Below are 17,867 nucleotides of genomic sequence, written 5' to 3'. Positions count from 1 at the left end.
CGGAAGACGAATGGCGACGCTGACAGAAGATGATGTGCTTGAGCAACTGGACGCACAGGACAATTTATTGTCATTTATGAAAACTGCGCATTCTATTTTGCTCCTGGGGATACGCCAGTTTCTGCCGTCGCTGTTTGTCGATAACGATGAAGAGATCGTCGAATATGCAGTGAAGCCGTTACTCGCCCAAAGCGGCCCGCTTGACGATATTGATGTTGCGCTGCGTTTGATTTATGCGTTGGGGAAAATGGATAAATGGCTGTATGCCGATATCACGCACTTTTCCCAGTTCTGGCATTACCTGAACGAACAGGATGAAACGCCCGGATTTACCGATGATATAACCTGGGATTTTATCAGCAACGTCAATAGCATAACCCGCAATGCGACGCTCTATGATGCGTTAAAAGCGATGAAGTTCGCCGATTTCGCCGTCTGGTCAGAGGCGCGTTTTAGCGGGATGGTCAAAACGGCGCTGACGCTGGCAGTAACGACAACTTTAAAGGAATTAACGCCGTGAAAATCGAACTGACGGTGAATGGACTAAAGGTACAGGCGCAGTACTCTGATGATGAAATTGAGAATGTACATAAACCGCTACTGCGTATGCTGGCGGCCTTACAGGCGGTAAATCCGCAGCGACGTACGGTGGTTTTTCTTTGCGCTCCGCCGGGGACGGGTAAATCTACATTAACTACCTTCTGGGAATATCTCGCGCAACAAGACCCTGAATTACCCACTATCCAGACGCTCCCGATGGATGGTTTTCATCATTACAATAGCTGGCTGGATGCGCATCAATTACGCCCCTTCAAAGGTGCACCAGAGACATTCGACGTTGCGAAACTGGCGGAAAATCTGTGCCAGGTCGTGGAAGGGGATTGTACGTGGCCGCAGTACGATCGACAAAAACATGATCCGGTAGAAGATGCGTTGCTCGTTACCGCACCAATAATCATCGTCGAAGGAAACTGGTTGTTGCTGGATGATGAGAAGTGGCGCCAGCTTGCGCAATTTTGTGATTTTTCGATCTTTATCAACGCGCCCGCAGCTGCATTGCGTGAACGGCTGGTGGGGCGCAAGCTGGCGGGGGGGTTATCGCTGGCAGACGCAGAAGCCTTTTATGAACGTACCGACGGTCCGAATGTTCGCCGGGTGCTTGAAGAGAGTCTGCCTGCAAATTTGACCTTAATGATGACAGCTACGGGTGAATATCGACGCTGCATCAGTCATATTCTGATATAAGTCAGGGTTTATGACGGCACAACGAAAAGATTTTGCTACGCTTATTCGTGATTCTGCAAAGTGGAATAAATTCCAACGCATCAGGCCGGAAAACGTGACGCAAGTCAGATAATTGTCTTCTTTGACTGGACAATCATTCCTTTTATTCCATGTTTCGCTTATCCTAGCTGAAGCGTTTCAGTCGATTAAATGTTCGACAATTAACCAATCAGTCGCAGTTTGCGACAGGTAAGGTTTCCCCGAACGATTTGCTGGATTACTCTGTCTGGCAAATTTGCTCAGGGAAAGCCTTGCAGGAGATCTATGACCGTACGCGTAGCGATAAATGGCTTCGGTCGCATCGGGCGTAATGTGGTTCGTGCTTTGTATGAATCAGGACGCCGGGCGGAAATTACCGTGGTGGCAATCAACGAACTGGCGGATGCTGCGGGCATGGCGCATTTGTTGAAATATGACACCAGTCATGGCCGTTTTGCATGGGAAGTCCGTGAGGAACGTGATCAACTTTTTGTTGGTGATGATGTCATCCGCGTATTGCATGAACGTTCACTGCAATCGCTTCCCTGGCGTGAACTAGGCGTTGATGTGGTTCTCGACTGCACCGGCGTATATGGCACCCGCGAGCATGGCGAAGCGCACATTGCCGCCGGGGCCAAAAAAGTGCTCTTTTCACATCCTGGCAGTAACGATCTCGACGCGACCGTTGTTTACGGCGTCAATCAGGATCAACTTCGTGCGGAACACCGCATCGTTTCTAACGCTTCCTGTACCACGAATTGCATAATTCCTGTCATCAAATTGTTGGATGATGCGTACGGTATTGAGTCCGGCACTGTGACTACAATTCACTCCGCCATGCACGATCAACAGGTTATTGATGCATACCATCCTGACCTGCGCCGCACCCGGGCAGCCAGCCAGTCGATCATTCCGGTCGATACCAAACTGGCCGCCGGTATCACACGATTTTTTCCGCAATTTAACGATCGCTTTGAAGCGATTGCGGTACGTGTGCCAACCATAAATGTGACGGCAATCGATTTAAGCGTGACGGTGAAGAAACCTGTAAAAGCCAATGAAGTCAACCTGTTGCTGCAAAAAGCAGCACAAGATGCATTTCATGGTATAGTTGACTATACGGAATTACCGTTGGTCTCTGTAGATTTTAACCACGATCCGCACAGTGCCATTGTCGATGGCACCCAAACCCGGGTCAGTGGCGCACACCTGATCAAAACGTTGGTCTGGTGCGATAACGAATGGGGCTTTGCTAACCGAATGCTCGACACGACGTTAGCTATGGCTACTGTTGCTTTCAGGTAAGACGCAAGCAGCGTCTGCAAAACTTTTAGAATCAACGAGAGGATTCACCATGTCTGTAATTAAGATGACCGATCTGGATCTTGCTGGGAAACGTGTATTTATCCGTGCGGATCTGAACGTACCAGTAAAAGACGGGAAAGTAACCAGCGACGCGCGTATCCGTGCTTCTCTGCCGACCATCGAACTGGCCCTGAAACAAGGCGCGAAAGTGATGGTAACTTCCCACCTGGGTCGTCCTACCGAAGGCGAGTACAACGAAGAATTCTCTCTGCTGCCGGTTGTTAACTACCTGAAAGACAAACTGTCTAACCCAGTTCGTCTGGTTAAAGATTACCTCGACGGCGTTGACGTTGCTGAAGGTGAACTGGTTGTTCTGGAAAACGTTCGCTTCAACAAAGGCGAGAAGAAAGACGACGAAACCCTGTCCAAAAAATACGCTGCACTGTGTGACGTGTTCGTAATGGACGCATTCGGTACTGCTCACCGCGCGCAAGCTTCTACTCACGGTATCGGTAAATTCGCTGACGTTGCGTGCGCAGGCCCGCTGCTGGCAGCTGAACTGGACGCGCTGGGTAAAGCACTGAAAGAACCTGCTCGCCCGATGGTGGCTATCGTTGGTGGTTCTAAAGTATCTACCAAACTGACCGTTCTGGACTCCCTGTCTAAAATCGCTGACCAGCTGATTGTTGGTGGTGGTATCGCTAACACCTTTATCGCGGCACAAGGCCACGATGTGGGTAAATCTCTGTACGAAGCTGACCTGGTTGACGAAGCAAAACGTCTGCTGACCACCTGCAACATCCCGGTTCCGTCTGATGTTCGCGTAGCGACTGAGTTCTCTGAAACCGCTCCGGCTACTCTGAAATCTGTTAACGATGTGAAAGCTGACGAGCAGATCCTGGATATCGGTGATGCTTCCGCTCAGGAACTGGCTGAAATCCTGAAGAATGCGAAAACCATTCTGTGGAACGGTCCGGTTGGCGTGTTCGAATTCCCGAACTTCCGCAAAGGTACTGAAATCGTGGCTAACGCTATCGCAGACAGCGAAGCGTTCTCCATCGCTGGCGGCGGCGACACTCTGGCAGCAATCGACCTGTTCGGCATTGCTGACAAAATCTCCTACATCTCCACTGGCGGCGGCGCATTCCTCGAATTCGTGGAAGGTAAAGTACTGCCTGCAGTAGCGATGCTCGAAGAGCGCGCTAAGAAGTAAAAAATCACAGGGCAGGGAAACCTGCCCTTGTTGCAGCGCGCTTTTAAAGCACGCACTTTTTCATACTCTAAATAATTCGAGTTGCAGCACAGCAACTTGAGGTATGGCGAGTATAAGGCCCGACGATACAGGACAAGAGACATGTCTAAGATTTTTGATTTCGTAAAACCTGGCGTAATCACTGGTGATGACGTACAGAAAGTTTTCCAGGTAGCAAAAGAAAACAACTTCGCACTGCCAGCAGTAAACTGCGTCGGTACTGACTCCATCAACGCCGTACTGGAAACCGCTGCTAAAGTTAAAGCGCCGGTTATCGTTCAGTTCTCCAACGGTGGTGCTTCCTTTATCGCTGGTAAAGGCGTGAAATCTGACGTTCCGCAGGGCGCTGCTATCCTGGGTGCGATCTCTGGTGCGCATCACGTTCACCAGATGGCTGAACACTATGGTGTTCCGGTTATCCTGCATACCGACCACTGCGCGAAGAAACTGCTGCCGTGGATCGACGGTCTGCTGGACGCGGGTGAAAAACACTTCGCTGCGACCGGTAAGCCGCTGTTCTCTTCTCACATGATCGACCTGTCTGAAGAATCTCTGCAAGAGAACATCGAAATCTGCTCTAAATACCTGGAGCGCATGTCCAAAATCGGCATGACTCTGGAAATCGAACTGGGTTGCACCGGTGGTGAAGAAGACGGCGTGGACAACAGCCACATGGACGCTTCTGCACTGTACACCCAGCCGGAAGACGTTGATTACGCATACACCGAGCTGAGCAAAATCAGCCCGCGCTTCACCATCGCAGCTTCCTTCGGTAACGTACACGGTGTTTACAAGCCGGGTAACGTTGTTCTGACTCCGACCATCCTGCGCGACTCTCAGGAATATGTTTCTAAGAAACACAACCTGCCGCACAACAGCCTGAACTTCGTATTCCACGGCGGTTCCGGTTCTACTGCTCAGGAAATCAAAGACTCCGTAAGCTACGGTGTAGTTAAAATGAACATCGATACCGACACCCAATGGGCGACCTGGGAAGGTGTACTGAACTACTACAAAGCGAACGAAGCTTACCTGCAGGGCCAGCTGGGCAACCCGAAAGGCGAAGATCAGCCGAACAAGAAATACTACGATCCGCGCGTATGGCTGCGTGCCGGTCAGACTTCGATGATCGCTCGTCTGGAAAAAGCATTCCAGGAACTGAACGCGATCGACGTTCTGTAAGATATTCCTCTCTGCTTATCTCAAGGCCCGCTCTGCGGGTCTTTTTTTCGCCAAAAGCAAAATTGCCTGATGCGCTACGCTTATCAGGCCTACAAGTGTCCTGCAATATATTGAATTTGCAGGTTTTTGTAGGTCGGATAAGGCGTTCACGCCGCATCCGGCATGACAAAGTGCACATTGTCATCTGTCTGAGGCCCGCTCTGCGGACTTTTTTTCGCCAAAAGCAAAATTGCCTGATGCGCTACGCTTATCAGGCCTACACGTATCCTGCAATATATTGAATTTGCAGGTTTTTGTAGGTCGGATAAGGCGTTCACGCCGCATCCGGCATGACAAAGCGCTCTTTGTCATCTGTCTGAGGCCCGCTCTGCGGGTCTTTTTTTCGCCAAAAGCAAAATTGCCTGATGCGCTACGCTTATCAGGCCTACACGTATCCTGCAATATATTGAATTTTCAGGTTTTGTAGGCCGGATAAGGCGTTCACGCCGCATCCGGCATGACAAAGCGCTCATTGTCATCTGTCTGAGGCCCGCTCTGCGGACCTTTTTTTCGCCAAAAGCAAGGTGATGTACTTAAGAAATCTGTGATCTATTTGGCAAAATTATGCTTTATTGTTTACCCTTGTCAGACTGCCCGTCGTGAGGCGGCGGAGTATGTTTCTCCAATTTAAGTCAGTTGAAAAGGAATATTGAATGGAAGATTTGAAAGTTGTCGATAGCATAAACGGCGCAGGATCCTGGTTGGTAAATAACCAGGCGCTGTTGCTGAGTTATGCTGTAAACATCGTGGCGGCACTCGCGATCATCATCGTTGGTTTGATTATCGCGCGGATGATTTCCAACGCGGTGAATCGCCTGATGATCTCCCGTAAAATCGATGCCACCGTTGCTGATTTTCTTTCTGCATTAATCCGTTACGCAATTATCGCCTTTACGTTAATTGCAGCACTGGGCCGCGTGGGCGTACAAACCGCATCGGTCATTGCCGTACTCGGTGCCGCAGGTTTAGCTGTAGGTCTGGCCTTGCAGGGGTCACTATCTAACCTGGCTGCTGGCGTTTTGCTGGTTATGTTTCGCCCGTTCCGTGCAGGAGAATATGTTGACCTCGGCGGCGTTGCCGGTACTGTGCAGAGTGTGCAGATTTTCTCCACCACCATGCGTACCGCAGACGGTAAAATAATTGTTATTCCGAACGGTAAAATTATTGCCGGTAATATTATTAACTTCTCTCGTGAGCCGGCGCGCCGTAACGAATTTATTATTGGCGTAGCGTATGATTCTGATATCGATCAGGTTAAGCAGATCCTGACCGATATTATTCAGTCCGAAGATCGTATTTTAAAAGATCGTGAAATTACAGTACGCCTGAACGAACTTGGCGCATCGTCGATTAATTTCGTCGTTCGTGCCTGGAGCAACAGTGGCGATCTGCAAAACGTGTACTGGGATGTGCTGGAACGTATTAAACGTGAATTTGATGCTGCTGGCATCAGCTTCCCGTATCCGCAAATGGATGTGAACTTCAAGCGGGTGAAAGAGAGCAATAGCTAATTATGTACGAGGGCTTATCAAGGTGATAAGCCCTCATTTTTAACAACTAAAATCAAACCTCATATTTTTAAAGTCCAGCCAGGCATTACCTGCACCGAAATTATACCCACCGAAATACTCTTCAAACTCAATATAATAAGGCGACATTCCGTTTGGTATAGACTGCACGGGCGCCATTGAACCACCGAGATGATTGTGCAGATGTGCACTATGCCACCGGTGAGTTTCACATTTACTTTTTCCCTCTGCATCTTTAGAAAAATAACGAATGGACTGATATTCCATATTATTTCTTTCTGTGGGGCTAATTCCCACATTAGGATCAAAAGCGCGCGGCTCGCATGAAATCGCCAGATTGAAAGCCAGCGACTGCTCAGGAATGGTGCCCATTTTACGGTATACAAAATTGCTTTCAGGCGTATCTTTTGGCCTGACGTTAGCCTGAAAATAACTAAACGCACTGCCAATAGTCAGCCATTCTGGCGTATCTTGCTGGTCGCGATAGTGGTTAGGTATAAGTTCAGGCGGCTCACAAAATGGGCCGTTGAACTCGTGCTGGGTGAGTAAAATCACCGCATAAGAACAGCCTAATATATCTTCCATCCGAAATAGCCGTGGATGTCGTTGCTTTTCTGCCTGCCAGAAAACATAAAGATCTGGATCTTCAGGTGGGGGGCAGGATTCAAAATTCTCAAACACATCCAATATTTCTTCTGTACATGGTGTTCCGCCATCGTTGTGCTCGGGCGCAACAGCAAAGAAAGATAACGCGACAATCTCTGGCCCATAAATCCGATAATCTTCCGGCAACAGCAGGGTAAATCCATGATTCAATGGGAAACCATTATTTGGATCCAGCGGCCACTGTTCGGGCGTTATGCCTGGCGGTAGGCCAAAGCACCAACCTTGTTGGCGCGGTATATTTTCGTGGATAGGGTAGGGGAGAAGAGTGAGATCATAGGCTTGCATAGTGTTAGTCCTTTACAACGCTAGCAGGAAAGAGAGCCATAACGCCGTTTATGTTATGGGGGAATGATGAGATCTTTATCCTAAAATCAGTTACCGAATAGAATTATTTATTTTTTTATTAAAATTATTTATATGCTATTAGCATTATAAATTTTATCTAATAACAATCCCGCGCTATAGTCTCTTTATCAGATAATCAGTTCGGAATATTCAACGTGTTTTCTTATTATTTTCAAGGTCTTGCACTTGGTGCTGCTATGATTCTGCCGCTTGGCCCGCAAAATGCTTTTGTGATGAATCAGGGCATTCGTCGTCAGTACCACATTATGATTGCTTTGCTCTGCGCGATAAGCGATTTGGTCCTGATTTGTGCCGGGATTTTTGGTGGTAGCGCGTTATTGATGCAGTCACCGTGGTTGCTGGCGCTGGTGACCTGGGGCGGTGTGGCCTTCTTGCTGTGGTATGGCTTTGGTGCTTTTAAAACGGCGATGAGCAGCAATATTGAGCTGGTCAGTGCTGAAGTCATGAAGCAAGGCAGATGGAAAATTATCGCCACCATGCTGGCGGTGACCTGGCTGAATCCACATGTTTACCTGGATACCTTTGTGGTATTAGGCAGCCTGGGCGGACAGCTTGATGTAGAACCAAAACGCTGGTTTGCGCTCGGGACGATCAGTGCCTCTTTCCTGTGGTTTTTTGGTCTGGCGTTATTAGCCGCCTGGCTGGCGCCGCGTTTGCGTACCGCCAAAGCGCAGCGCATTATCAATCTCGTGGTGGGCTGCGTTATGTGGATTATCGCCCTACAACTGGCGAAAGAGGGTGTTGCTCATGCACAAGCCTTGTTCAGTTAGGCGCTATCTGATGGAAAAATAAAACAGAGACGCTAAGCTTGCCTCCAGAGGTCCTGAATTTTGGGCAAGTCAATTAACACGGAGAGACTAACGTGAAGTTCAAAGTTATCGCCCTGGCGGCATTGATGGGTTTCAGCGGGATGGCTGTGCAGGCCAATGAACTACCGGATGGTCCGCACATTGTCACTTCAGGAACGGCAAGCGTTGATGCGGTGCCAGATATCGCTATTCTTGCTATTGAAGTTAACGTGACGGCGAAGGATGCCGCTTCTGCCAAGAAGCAGGCGGATGAGCGTGTCGCGCAATATATCTCTTTCCTTGAACTCAATCAGATCGCGAAAAAAGATATCAGTTCCGCGAATTTGCGTACCCAGCCAGACTACGATTACCAGGATGGTAAAAGTATCCTGAAAGGCTATCGTGCCGTGAGAACGGTGGAAGTCACGCTTCGTCAGTTAGACAAACTGAATTCCTTGCTGGATGGCGCGCTGAAGGCCGGACTCAACGAAATTCGTTCTGTGTCGTTGGGCGTGGCACAGCCAGATGCCTATAAAGACAAAGCGCGTAAGGCAGCGATTGATAACGCGATTCATCAGGCTCAGGAGCTGGCGAACGGCTTTAATCGCAAACTGGGGCCGGTATATAGCGTGCGCTACCATGTTTCCAATTATCAGCCCAGCCCAATGGTACGCATGATGAAAGCCGATGCCGCGCCGGTTTCCGCCCAGGAAACATACGAGCAGGCCGCTATTCAGTTTGATGATCAGGTCGATGTGGTCTTTCAGTTAGAACCAGTGGATCAACAACCCGCTAAAACACCTGCCGCACAATAATACCTGTAGCCCGACTCATTTGTCGGGCTAATGTCTTTATCTGATATCGCCTCTTTTTTCTGTAATTTTCTGTAAAACCATGACGTAAACACCTATCTTTGCTTGCGATTTCATTAAGGATTAACTTACTGAAACGGTTAAGCGGACAGGGATGTTTGGAGGAAGCGGCGATGGATATTTTTATTTCGAAAAAGATGCGCAATTTTATTTTATTAGCACAAACCAATAATATTGCCCGAGCGGCAGAAAAGTTACATATGACTGCTTCACCGTTCGGCAAAAGTATTGCCGCGCTAGAGGAGCAAATTGGTTATACATTATTTACCCGTAAAGATAATAACATCAGCCTTAATAAAGCCGGGCAGGAGCTTTATCAAAAGCTTTTCCCGGTTTACCAACGGCTTTCTGCGATCGATAATGAAATTCATAATTCTGGACGTCGTTCTCGTGAAATTGTGATAGGTATCGATAATACCTATCCGACGATTATTTTTGATCAGTTAATTAGCCTGGGTGATAAGTATGAAGGCGTGACGGCCCAGCCGGTTGAATTCAGCGAAAATGAGGTTATCGACAATCTCTTCTATCGTCAGCTTGATTTTATTATCTCTCCGCAGCATGTTTCCGCTCGTGTACACGGGTTGGATAATCTAACAATGAGTGAACTGCCGCCGCTGCGACTGGGGTTTCTCGTTTCTCGCCGTTATGAAGAGCGTCAGGAGCAGGAGTTGTTACAGGAGTTGCCCTGGTTACAGATGCGCTTTCAAAACCGTGCTAATTATGAAGCGATGATTGATGCGAACATGCGCCCTTGTGGGATCAATCCAACAATTATTTATCGCCCATACAGTTTTATGGCCAAAATCAGCGCCGTTGAGCACGGACATTTTCTTACGGTGATCCCACATTTTGCATGGCGGCTGGTGAACCCAGCTACGTTGAAATATTTTGATGCACCGCATACGCCAATGTATATGCAGGAATACCTTTATTCACTGAAAAATCATCGCTATACCGCCACGCTGCTACAGCAAATTGCTGAAGATCGTGACGGTACGAGCGATTAACCTAGCATTGAGCCCGTTTCGATCAAATTGCGATGCAGATCGAAAACGTGGCTAAGATCGTGGTGAATATGCCCGCCGGGTGCATTCTCCAGATAGCGATGCAGATAGTCACGGTACATCGGATGTGCGCAGTTATCGATGATAGTGCGCGCGCGCTGAAGTGGGGAGAGGCCACGTAAGTCGGCGATCCCTTGTTCTGTGATGATCACTTTCACGCTGTGTTCGCTGTGATCAACATGGCTGCACATAGGCACGATGGTTGAGATCTTGCCTTCTTTAGCAATCGACGGTGCCATAAAGATCGACAGATACGCGTTGCGTTCAAAATCACCGCTACCGCCGATACCATTCATTAAATTAACGCCGACGACGTGCGTGGAGTTGGCGTGTCCGTAAATATCAAACTCGAGGCCGACATTCAGAGCGATAACACCAAGGCGGCGGATAATTTCTGGATTATTGGAAATTTCTTGCGGACGTAACACAATGCGACTGGCGAAGTAATCCATATTGGCGTAAATCTTGCGCAGTGAATCGGCAGAAATTGTCAGACTGGAGGCGCTGGCCCCGGTAATTTTGCCGGTTTCCAGAAGATGAACCACAGACTCCTGTAGCACTTCCGAATACATCATAAACGGAGGAATTTCCGGGTTTTCCCCCAGACGCGCCATTACCGCATTATTGATGTTGCCTACCCCGCTTTGCAGTGGCAGAAATTCCCGTGGAATACGCCCCTGCGCCATTTCACGCAACAAGAAGGTGACCACATTGTCGGCGATTTGCTGGCACACAGGATTTTGTTTATCCAGCGAGTTACCTGCATCAGGTAAGTTAGTTTCCACGACGGCGACAATTTTTTTCGGATCGATTTGTACATAGCGGGTACCGACGCGATCCATCGCATGGAAGATCGACACGCTATTGCGCCGCGGTGGTGCGCCAGGAGTCACAATATCTGCCAGTTCTGCAACGCGCGGATCGTGATAATGATTGAGTTCAATGATCACTTTCTTTGCGTGCAGCAACCAGGTCGGGGCATTACCGATCCCACTGGTTAACCAGACGCGACCATCCGGAGCGAGGGCTGAGGCTTCAATTACCGCAACATCGATGTCGCCGAAAAAGCCGTAGTTGACCATTTGCGCAACTTCGCTCAAATGCAGATCAACAAAACTAACCGATCCCTGATTGATCTTTTTACGCAATCCCAATGATGTCTGGTATGGCGCGCGCCATGAAACGGCGTCAGCTTCAGAGAGTATGTCATCGGCGGCGGCGCTAATCGACGCTCCGGTCAGCAGGCGAATTTGATACGGTTTTTTCGCCTCATGTTGTTCATTGGCGCGACGGGCAATGGCGACAGGAAGAGCCTTGGGCGAACCCGCAGGGGTAAAACCACTGAATGCCACCATATCGTTGTGCTGGATTATTTCCGCCGCTTCATCGGCGGTCATCCTTGTCCGGGTAATATTCATCCTTTGCTCCTTAGTTCGTGGATCATTAATGACCGACGAAATTAGGTTTACGTTTTTCCAGGAAGGCGTTCATACCTTCCTGATAATCTTCGCTGTCATAAACCGCCCGGCGCATCCCTTGAATACGCTCAAATTCATCTGAATTCATAGTGTGCGCTTCACCCAACACGCGCAGCTCTTCCTTGATTACTGCAATGGCTAACGGTGCTTTTTCGGAAATGTGGTGAGCCGTTTGTAAGGTGAAATCTTCAAGTTCATCGGCCTCAACAACGTGGTTAAGAATGCCAACAGCCAGCGCGCGTTGGGCGGTGATTGGCGAAGCGGTAAAAATCAGCTCTTTGACAATGTGGAAGCCCGCGTCGCGAGTCAGGTTGTGGATCCCCACCAGGTTATACGGTACGCCCAGGTTGACTGGCGTCATTGAGAAGGTAGATGTACTGGCGGCGATGATCAGATCAGAGCTCATGATCATTTCAAATGCGCCACCCCAGACGCTACCTTCGACCATCGAAATTACTGGTTTAGGGCATTTTTGGATCACGCGGGTAATTTGACGTAGCGGATCATCGTAAGAGAGCGGATCGCGACCTCCTGACGGCAACTCATGAATGTCGTGACCTGCGGAAAAGACTTTGGAACCACTTGGGGCACGCAGAATGATGCAGCGGATTTCTGGACGATTGAGATCGTTTAATGCCTGAATCAGGTCATCAATAAAGACTTTACTTAACGCATTGAGTTTGCGGGCATAGTTAAACTCAATGACCGCCACTTTGTTGATGATGGCTACATTAACATACTGATAAGACATAAAAATTCCCTTAATTAAAATATTGAGTCTGGATAAAATCACTGAGCTGCCGCAAACCTGTGCGCGGCGAGAGCATATTATTTTTGACCGCTAGTAGCGTTTGGCTGTAATAGCGATCGAAATCTTCATTAGTGAACAGGTGGCGTAGCACTTCTTCTTCGGTCTGTTTACGCAGCCATTCCACCGATTGTTGTTGCCGCACCTGTTGTAAACGACCGCTGGTAGTCAGTGCGGTTTTGAAATCGATAATTGCGCGCCATATCTCATCGATACCGCATTTTTCCAGTGCGCTACAGGTGAGGACCTGTGGCTGCCATTCGTCATATTTGCGGCGCAAAATATGCAGAGCGCTTTCGTACATATGGCGGGCAATGGCAACATTGGTGTGGTTATCACCATCATCTTTGTTGATGACAATCAGATCCGCCATCTCCATCAAACCCTTTTTAATGCCCTGGAGATCATCGCCACCACCGGCAATCTGTAGCGAGATAAAGCAGTCCACCATGCGGGCGACTTCCGTTTCTGACTGCCCGACGCCGACGGTTTCAACGATCACCACGTCATAACCCGCCGCTTCACATAACAGCATTAACTCCCGCGCCCGCTGACTGGCGCCGCCAAGGTGACCAGATGACGGAACCGGGCGAATAAACGCTGCATCGGCACGCGCCAGTTCGGTCATGCGAGTCTTATCCCCAAGGATGCTGCCACCGGTCACTGGACTGCTGGGATCGACCGCGATAACCGCGACCTTAAGCCCCTGGCGAATCAGTAACATGCCAAAGGCTTCAAGAAAGGTACTTTTTCCTGCTCCTGGCGTGCCGGTAACGCCCAGTCGCAGGGCGTTGCCACAAAACGGCATGATGGCATCAAGCAGTTGAGTGCTGAGTGCCTGATGGCGAGGGTGACGGCTCTCAACCAGCGTCATGGCCTGGGCGAGCGTGGCTCGCTCACCCAGACGTAGGCGTCGAATGCTGTCTGCCAGCGTGGCTTCGTTAATCATGATGTTGGCTAATCCGGTTGAGCACATCACGCACGCTGTCGAGCATGGGAGTACCAGGACCATAAATCGCCGCCACGCCACGCTCTTGCAGGAAGGCATAATCTTGCGGCGGAATAACGCCACCGGCGACCACGCAAATATCTTCGCGCCCCCATTTTTTCAGGGCTTCAACCAGTTCCGGGATCAGCGTTTTATGTCCTGCTGCAAGCGAGGATGCGCCCACCACATGAACGTCGTTTTCCACTGCCAGGCGGGCGATCTCTTCCGGCGTGGAGAACATGGGACTCAAATCAACGTCGAAACCAAGATCGGAATAGGCGCTGGCAATGACTTTCGCTCCGCGATCGTGTCCATCTTGTCCCATTTTGGCGATCAGAATGCGCGGGCGACGACCATTGTCGGCAAGGAACAGCTCCGTTTGCGCAACAATGGCATCAAACTCGAAGGCTGATTTTTCCGACTGATGATAGCTTTGCGCAATGACACCGGTAACACACTGGCTCGGTACCAGATAACGGTCAAAAGCGGCTTCCAGCGCATCGGATATTTCACCCAGCGTCGCGCGAACGCGAGCCGCATTAACAGCGGCAGCCAGCAGGTTTTCGTTATGCTGTGCAGCGTGAGTCAGAGCGTTCAACGCGGCGGTTACGGCGGCATCATCACGGGTGGCGCGAATGCGTTCCAGCGAAGCAATTTGCTCGTTACGCACCATCACGTTGTCGATTTCAAGGACATCAGTTTCATCTTCGTGATCCAGTTTGTACTTGTTGACGCCGACGATCACGCGTTTGCCCTGGTCGATCAACGACTGTTCACGAGCAGACGCTTCTTCGATCATCCTTTTTGGCAGACCTGCTTCGATCGCCTTCGCCATGCCTCCGGCTTCGTCGATCTGATCAATGATGGCTCTGGCCTGTTTCACGATCTGATCGGTTAGTGACTCAACGTAATAAGAACCGGCCAGCGGATCGACGGTGCGACAGAGTTCTGACTCTTCCTGAATAATGATCTGGGTGTTACGGGCAATACGTGCCGAAAAATCGGTCGGCAAACCAAGCGCTTCATCAAAGGCATTTGTATGCAGCGACTGGGTTCCGCCAAGGGTAGCTGCCAACGCTTCAATGGTGGTGCGGATAACGTTGTTATACGGATCCTGTTCGGTGAGACTCCAGCCGGAGGTTTGACAGTGGGTGCGTAGCGCCAGCGATTTCGGATCTTTAGCACCAAACCCGCTTACTGCTTCGCTCCAGAGATAGCGTGCGGCGCGCAGCATGGCGACGTTCATAAACAGGTCCATGCCGATACCAAAGAAGAACGACAGGCGCGGGGCGAAGTCATCAATTTTTAAGCCAGCAGAGAGAGCTGCTTTGATGTACTCAATCCCATCGGCGAGAGTAAACGCCACCTGTTGCACACAGTTCGCACCGGCTTCGCCCATGTGGTAGCCGCTGATGCTAATGGTATTGAAGCGCGGCATATTGCCGGAACACCAGGCGATAATGTCAGCGATAATGCGCATAGAAGGTTTCGGTGGGTAAATATAGGTATTGCGGCAGAGGTACTCTTTGAGGATATCGTTCTGAATTGTACCCGTCAGTTTATCGGGGGGAACGCCTTGCTCTTCTGCCGCCACGATATAAAAGGCCAGCACTGGCAGGACTGCGCCGTTCATGGTCATCGAAACCGACATTTTATCCAGCGGGATTTGGTCGAAGAGCACTTTCATATCTTCTACGGTGTCGATAGCGACGCCCGCTTTGCCAACATCGCCCGCCACGCGCGGGTTATCGGAGTCGTAGCCACGGTGGGTGGCAAGGTCAAACGCCACGGAAAGACCTTTTTGCCCGGCAGCCAGGTTACGGCGATAAAAAGCGTTGGACTCTTTGGCTGTCGAGAAACCGGCATACTGACGGATGGTCCACGGTTGGGCGGTATACATGGTGGCGCGGGGACCACGAACGTACGGCGGCAAGCCAGGAAGGGTACCGGTCACTTCCAGATTGTCGAGATCGGCTTCGGTATACAGTGGCTTGATGGCGATCCCTTCCGCCGTTTGCTGAACCAGTGAGTCGACGGTTTTCTCCCGACGGCTCAACTCCTTGTTGGCAAGCTGTTGCCACTCTTGCACGTTTGACATTATTTGCTCCATAAAACGCAATAAAAATGAGGGTGTTTGCGCTTACGGTGAGCTTTTTATACGGGTTTGTCGCCAGCAAAAAAAATGGAATGGGGCGTCGTTTTTTGCCGTGTGAGATTTGTCTGTTTTGTGACGTTATTCAAAGAATAAAAAAGAAAAAAAGAAAAACGCCTGATATGTGCTATCAGGCGTTAACTGATTGATTAATCCTGACGAAGCACTTTGTGACCATAGTCGAGCAAAGCATCAGTGACTTTACGCATCATGCGGCTTTCAGGGGCAAAGCGATGCCAGTAGAGCATTCGCCGTTGGAATAGCCCGGGCGTCAGATCAATCAACTCTCCGCTGGCCAATTCTTTTTCAATTTGCAGGTGTGGGATCATACAGCAGGTTGTACCCTGGCGAGCGAGCTGCACGAAGGCTTCGGACGAGTTAACGATATGGCACGGTACGCTACCAGGCGGCAGATCGAAGTTTTGCTGCAAAAATGCCTGGTGCATATCGTCAAGATGGTCAAACGCGACTACTGGTGCTTTGAGCAGCGCAGAACGACTTACTCCGTTGGGGAAGTATTTCTCGGCAAACGGTTTGGAGCTGACGAACAGATAGTCGAGCGCGCCAAGTTTATCGACCAGGCAACTGGGCAGCGCCTGATGTTGAATACTCACCGCGCCGACCACTTCACCTCGACGCAGACGCTCCTGGGTGCGAGTTTCATCTTCCACCTGTAAGTTCAGGCGAATAGGCGAATCAGCCAGTACAGGAGCCAGTGCCGGAAGCAACCAGGTTGCCAGACTGTCGGCGTTGACTGCCAGCGAGAGCAGTAGTGGGGTGGAACCGGTTTGTTCATCGCCCAGCCACTCTTCTTCCAGCAGCTCGACCTGGCGAAGCAGTGCCAGTAATTTTTGCCCTTGTTCTGTCGGGCGCGGGGGAACCGTTCGCACCAACAGCGGCTGCCCGAACATATTTTCCAGCTGCTTAATGCGCTGTGAGACGGCTGATTGCGTAATGCACAATTTCTGTGCCGCGCGCTCAAATCCTCGTTCACGTATCACCGCATCCAGTGCCTGTAATGTCCTGTAGTCCGGGCGTTTCATTGCTTTAACCTGCTCCTCAAATTTTCTTATGCCGAACTATGACATAATTTTGCTTTGGGTACAGAGCATTTAACGTATGCAAAAGCAGTCATAATGGAAATTTTGGTTGGCTTTATCGTGCTTTTTTAGTCTTTGTGAGGCGCGAAACCCGCAATGGATATTATTCATATTCGTCATATTATCAAGCCCCTGGCTTACCAGGGCAAAAGAGGATGTCCGGTGTTACCTGTTATTTCATGGATAAATGCGTCGCCGACTTGCTGACGGGGTCCGGGTCGCTTTTTTTGTATATAATGCGTGTGAAATTTCATACCACAGGCGAAACGATCATGACGCAGGATGAATTGAAAAAAGCAGTAGGATGGGCGGCACTTCAGTATGTTCAGCCCGGTACCATTGTTGGCGTAGGTACAGGTTCCACCGCCGCACACTTTATTGATGCGCTCGGCACGATGAAAGATCAGATTGAAGGGGCAGTTTCCAGCTCGGATGCATCCACTGAAAAACTGAAGAGCCTCGGCATTCACGTTTTTGATCTCAATGAAGTAGACAGCCTCGGCATCTACGTTGATGGCGCAGATGAAATCAACGGCCACATGCAAATGATCAAAGGCGGCGGCGCGGCTCTGACCCGTGAAAAAATCATTGCTTCGGTTGCGGAAAAATTTATCTGTATTGCAGACGCTTCCAAGCAGGTTGATATTCTGGGCAAATTCCCGCTGCCAGTAGAAGTTATTCCGATGGCACGTAGTGCAGTGGCGCGCCAGCTGGTGAAACTGGGCGGTCGTCCGGAATACCGTCAGGGTGTGGTGACCGATAATGGCAACGTGATCCTCGACGTCCATGGCATGGAAATCCTTGACCCGATCGCGATGGAAAACGCTATAAATGCGATTCCTGGCGTGGTGACCGTTGGCTTGTTTGCTAACCGTGGCGCGGACGTTGCGCTGATTGGCACACCTGACGGTGTCAAAACCATTGTGAAATGATCTGACGGGGGAATCTCCCCCGTTAAAAAAATTCTCTTCATTAAATTTAGTGACATGTGTCACGTTTTTACCAGGCTATT

Annotated in this window: 16 protein-coding genes; 10 read left to right on the top strand and 6 right to left on the bottom strand. The window is 49.9% G+C overall.

Annotation, left to right across the window (positions count from 1 at the left end):
* Positions 1-10: 10 nt before the first annotated feature.
* The 6 genes from fumE (at position 11) to mscS (ending at position 6,552) form a co-directional block, all read left to right on the top strand.
* Positions 11-520: a fumarase E gene (gene fumE / locus D9734_RS12680; protein ID WP_130207875.1), complete on the top strand. Its 510-nt coding sequence runs from the start codon at positions 11-13 to the stop codon at positions 518-520.
* On the top strand, positions 517-1,245 hold the full coding sequence (locus D9734_RS12675) for a nucleoside/nucleotide kinase family protein (RefSeq protein WP_130207873.1): 729 nt from the start codon (positions 517-519) through the stop codon (positions 1,243-1,245). The genes fumE and D9734_RS12675 overlap by 4 nt, the downstream gene beginning before the upstream one ends.
* 303 nt (positions 1,246-1,548) lie before the next feature.
* Positions 1,549-2,568 (top strand): erythrose-4-phosphate dehydrogenase, encoded by a 1,020-nt coding sequence (epd, locus tag D9734_RS12670; protein WP_130207871.1) that lies wholly within the window; start codon positions 1,549-1,551, stop codon positions 2,566-2,568.
* A 49-nt stretch (positions 2,569-2,617) separates the two neighbouring features.
* The gene (gene pgk, locus D9734_RS12665; protein WP_000111269.1) at positions 2,618-3,781 is read left to right on the top strand and encodes a phosphoglycerate kinase; all 1,164 of its coding nucleotides are present in this window, start codon (positions 2,618-2,620) and stop codon (positions 3,779-3,781) included.
* A gap of 141 nt (positions 3,782-3,922) precedes the next feature.
* Complete coding sequence (gene fbaA, locus D9734_RS12660; protein ID WP_000034372.1) at positions 3,923-5,002, top strand: class II fructose-bisphosphate aldolase; 1,080 nt, start codon at positions 3,923-3,925, stop codon at positions 5,000-5,002.
* A gap of 692 nt (positions 5,003-5,694) precedes the next feature.
* Positions 5,695-6,552, top strand: coding sequence for a small-conductance mechanosensitive channel MscS (gene mscS, locus D9734_RS12655; protein WP_130207869.1), 858 nt, complete (start codon positions 5,695-5,697; stop codon positions 6,550-6,552).
* A gap of 39 nt (positions 6,553-6,591) precedes the next feature.
* On the opposite strand, the gene D9734_RS12650 is transcribed toward mscS, so the two are convergent.
* Complete coding sequence (locus D9734_RS12650) at positions 6,592-7,521, bottom strand: hypothetical protein (protein WP_130207867.1); 930 nt, start codon at positions 7,519-7,521, stop codon at positions 6,592-6,594.
* A gap of 215 nt (positions 7,522-7,736) precedes the next feature.
* On the opposite strand from D9734_RS12650, the gene argO reads away from it, so the two are divergent.
* The 3 genes from argO to D9734_RS12635 all read left to right on the top strand — a co-directional run bounded on the left by argO (position 7,737) and on the right by D9734_RS12635 (position 10,272).
* A complete protein-coding gene (gene argO / locus D9734_RS12645; RefSeq protein WP_130207865.1) occupies positions 7,737-8,372 on the top strand; it encodes an arginine exporter ArgO in 636 nt (211 codons plus the stop codon).
* Positions 8,373-8,464: 92 nt separating this feature from the next.
* Positions 8,465-9,205, top strand: coding sequence for an oxidative stress defense protein (locus D9734_RS12640; protein WP_064529765.1), 741 nt, complete (start codon positions 8,465-8,467; stop codon positions 9,203-9,205).
* Positions 9,206-9,375: 170 nt separating this feature from the next.
* Positions 9,376-10,272, top strand: a complete 897-nt coding sequence (locus D9734_RS12635) for a LysR family transcriptional regulator (RefSeq protein WP_130207863.1) — start codon at positions 9,376-9,378, stop codon at positions 10,270-10,272.
* Here the strand turns inward: D9734_RS12635 and scpC are convergent.
* The 5 genes from scpC to argP form a co-directional block, all read right to left on the bottom strand.
* Positions 10,269-11,747, bottom strand: a complete 1,479-nt coding sequence (gene scpC / locus D9734_RS12630) for a propionyl-CoA:succinate CoA transferase (protein ID WP_130207861.1) — start codon at positions 11,745-11,747, stop codon at positions 10,269-10,271. The two genes, D9734_RS12635 and scpC, sit on opposite strands and share 4 nt — an antisense overlap.
* Before the next feature lie 25 nt (positions 11,748-11,772).
* Positions 11,773-12,558 (bottom strand): methylmalonyl-CoA decarboxylase, encoded by a 786-nt coding sequence (gene scpB, locus D9734_RS12625; RefSeq protein ID WP_130207859.1) that lies wholly within the window; start codon positions 12,556-12,558, stop codon positions 11,773-11,775.
* Positions 12,559-12,568: 10 nt separating this feature from the next.
* Positions 12,569-13,564, bottom strand: a complete 996-nt coding sequence (gene meaB, locus D9734_RS12620; RefSeq protein WP_130207857.1) for a methylmalonyl Co-A mutase-associated GTPase MeaB — start codon at positions 13,562-13,564, stop codon at positions 12,569-12,571.
* Positions 13,557-15,701 carry a methylmalonyl-CoA mutase gene (gene scpA, locus D9734_RS12615; protein WP_130207855.1) on the bottom strand — a complete coding sequence of 715 codons (2,145 nt, stop codon included), beginning with the start codon at positions 15,699-15,701 and terminating at the stop codon, positions 13,557-13,559. Before scpA ends, meaB begins: the two co-directional genes overlap by 8 nt.
* Positions 15,702-15,904: 203 nt before the next feature.
* Positions 15,905-16,798, bottom strand: a complete 894-nt coding sequence (argP, locus tag D9734_RS12610; RefSeq protein WP_000828349.1) for a DNA-binding transcriptional regulator ArgP — start codon at positions 16,796-16,798, stop codon at positions 15,905-15,907.
* Between the two features lie 329 nt (positions 16,799-17,127).
* Between argP and rpiA the strand changes: the two genes are divergently transcribed.
* Positions 17,128-17,787 carry a ribose-5-phosphate isomerase RpiA gene (rpiA, locus tag D9734_RS12605; RefSeq protein ID WP_130207853.1) on the top strand — a complete coding sequence of 220 codons (660 nt, stop codon included), beginning with the start codon at positions 17,128-17,130 and terminating at the stop codon, positions 17,785-17,787.
* The last annotated feature ends 80 nt before the right edge of the window (positions 17,788-17,867 follow it).

The sequence above is a fragment of the Escherichia sp. E14S1 genome (assembly GCF_004211995.1).
Lineage (GTDB): Bacteria > Pseudomonadota > Gammaproteobacteria > Enterobacterales > Enterobacteriaceae > Escherichia.
This window is presented reverse-complemented; position numbering and strand designations above follow the sequence as displayed.

Bases quoted from the DNA above. Each gene is read 5' to 3' on its own strand.
- D9734_RS12635 (WP_130207863.1), top strand. From the start codon at position 9,376: ATGGATATTTTTATTTCGAAAAAGATGCGCAATTTTATTTTATTAGCA.
- pgk (WP_000111269.1), top strand. From the start codon at position 2,618: ATGTCTGTAATTAAGATGACCGATCTGGATCTTGCTGGGAAACGTGTA.
- scpB (WP_130207859.1), bottom strand. From the start codon at position 12,558: ATGTCTTATCAGTATGTTAATGTAGCCATCATCAACAAAGTGGCGGTC.
- scpC (WP_130207861.1), bottom strand. From the start codon at position 11,747: ATGAATATTACCCGGACAAGGATGACCGCCGATGAAGCGGCGGAAATA.
- rpiA (WP_130207853.1), top strand. From the start codon at position 17,128: ATGACGCAGGATGAATTGAAAAAAGCAGTAGGATGGGCGGCACTTCAG.
- fbaA (WP_000034372.1), top strand. From the start codon at position 3,923: ATGTCTAAGATTTTTGATTTCGTAAAACCTGGCGTAATCACTGGTGAT.
- D9734_RS12650 (WP_130207867.1), bottom strand. From the start codon at position 7,521: ATGCAAGCCTATGATCTCACTCTTCTCCCCTACCCTATCCACGAAAAT.
- scpA (WP_130207855.1), bottom strand. From the start codon at position 15,701: ATGTCAAACGTGCAAGAGTGGCAACAGCTTGCCAACAAGGAGTTGAGC.
- argP (WP_000828349.1), bottom strand. From the start codon at position 16,798: ATGAAACGCCCGGACTACAGGACATTACAGGCACTGGATGCGGTGATA.
- fumE (WP_130207875.1), top strand. From the start codon at position 11: ATGGCGACGCTGACAGAAGATGATGTGCTTGAGCAACTGGACGCACAG.
- meaB (WP_130207857.1), bottom strand. From the start codon at position 13,564: ATGATTAACGAAGCCACGCTGGCAGACAGCATTCGACGCCTACGTCTG.
- epd (WP_130207871.1), top strand. From the start codon at position 1,549: ATGACCGTACGCGTAGCGATAAATGGCTTCGGTCGCATCGGGCGTAAT.
- mscS (WP_130207869.1), top strand. From the start codon at position 5,695: ATGGAAGATTTGAAAGTTGTCGATAGCATAAACGGCGCAGGATCCTGG.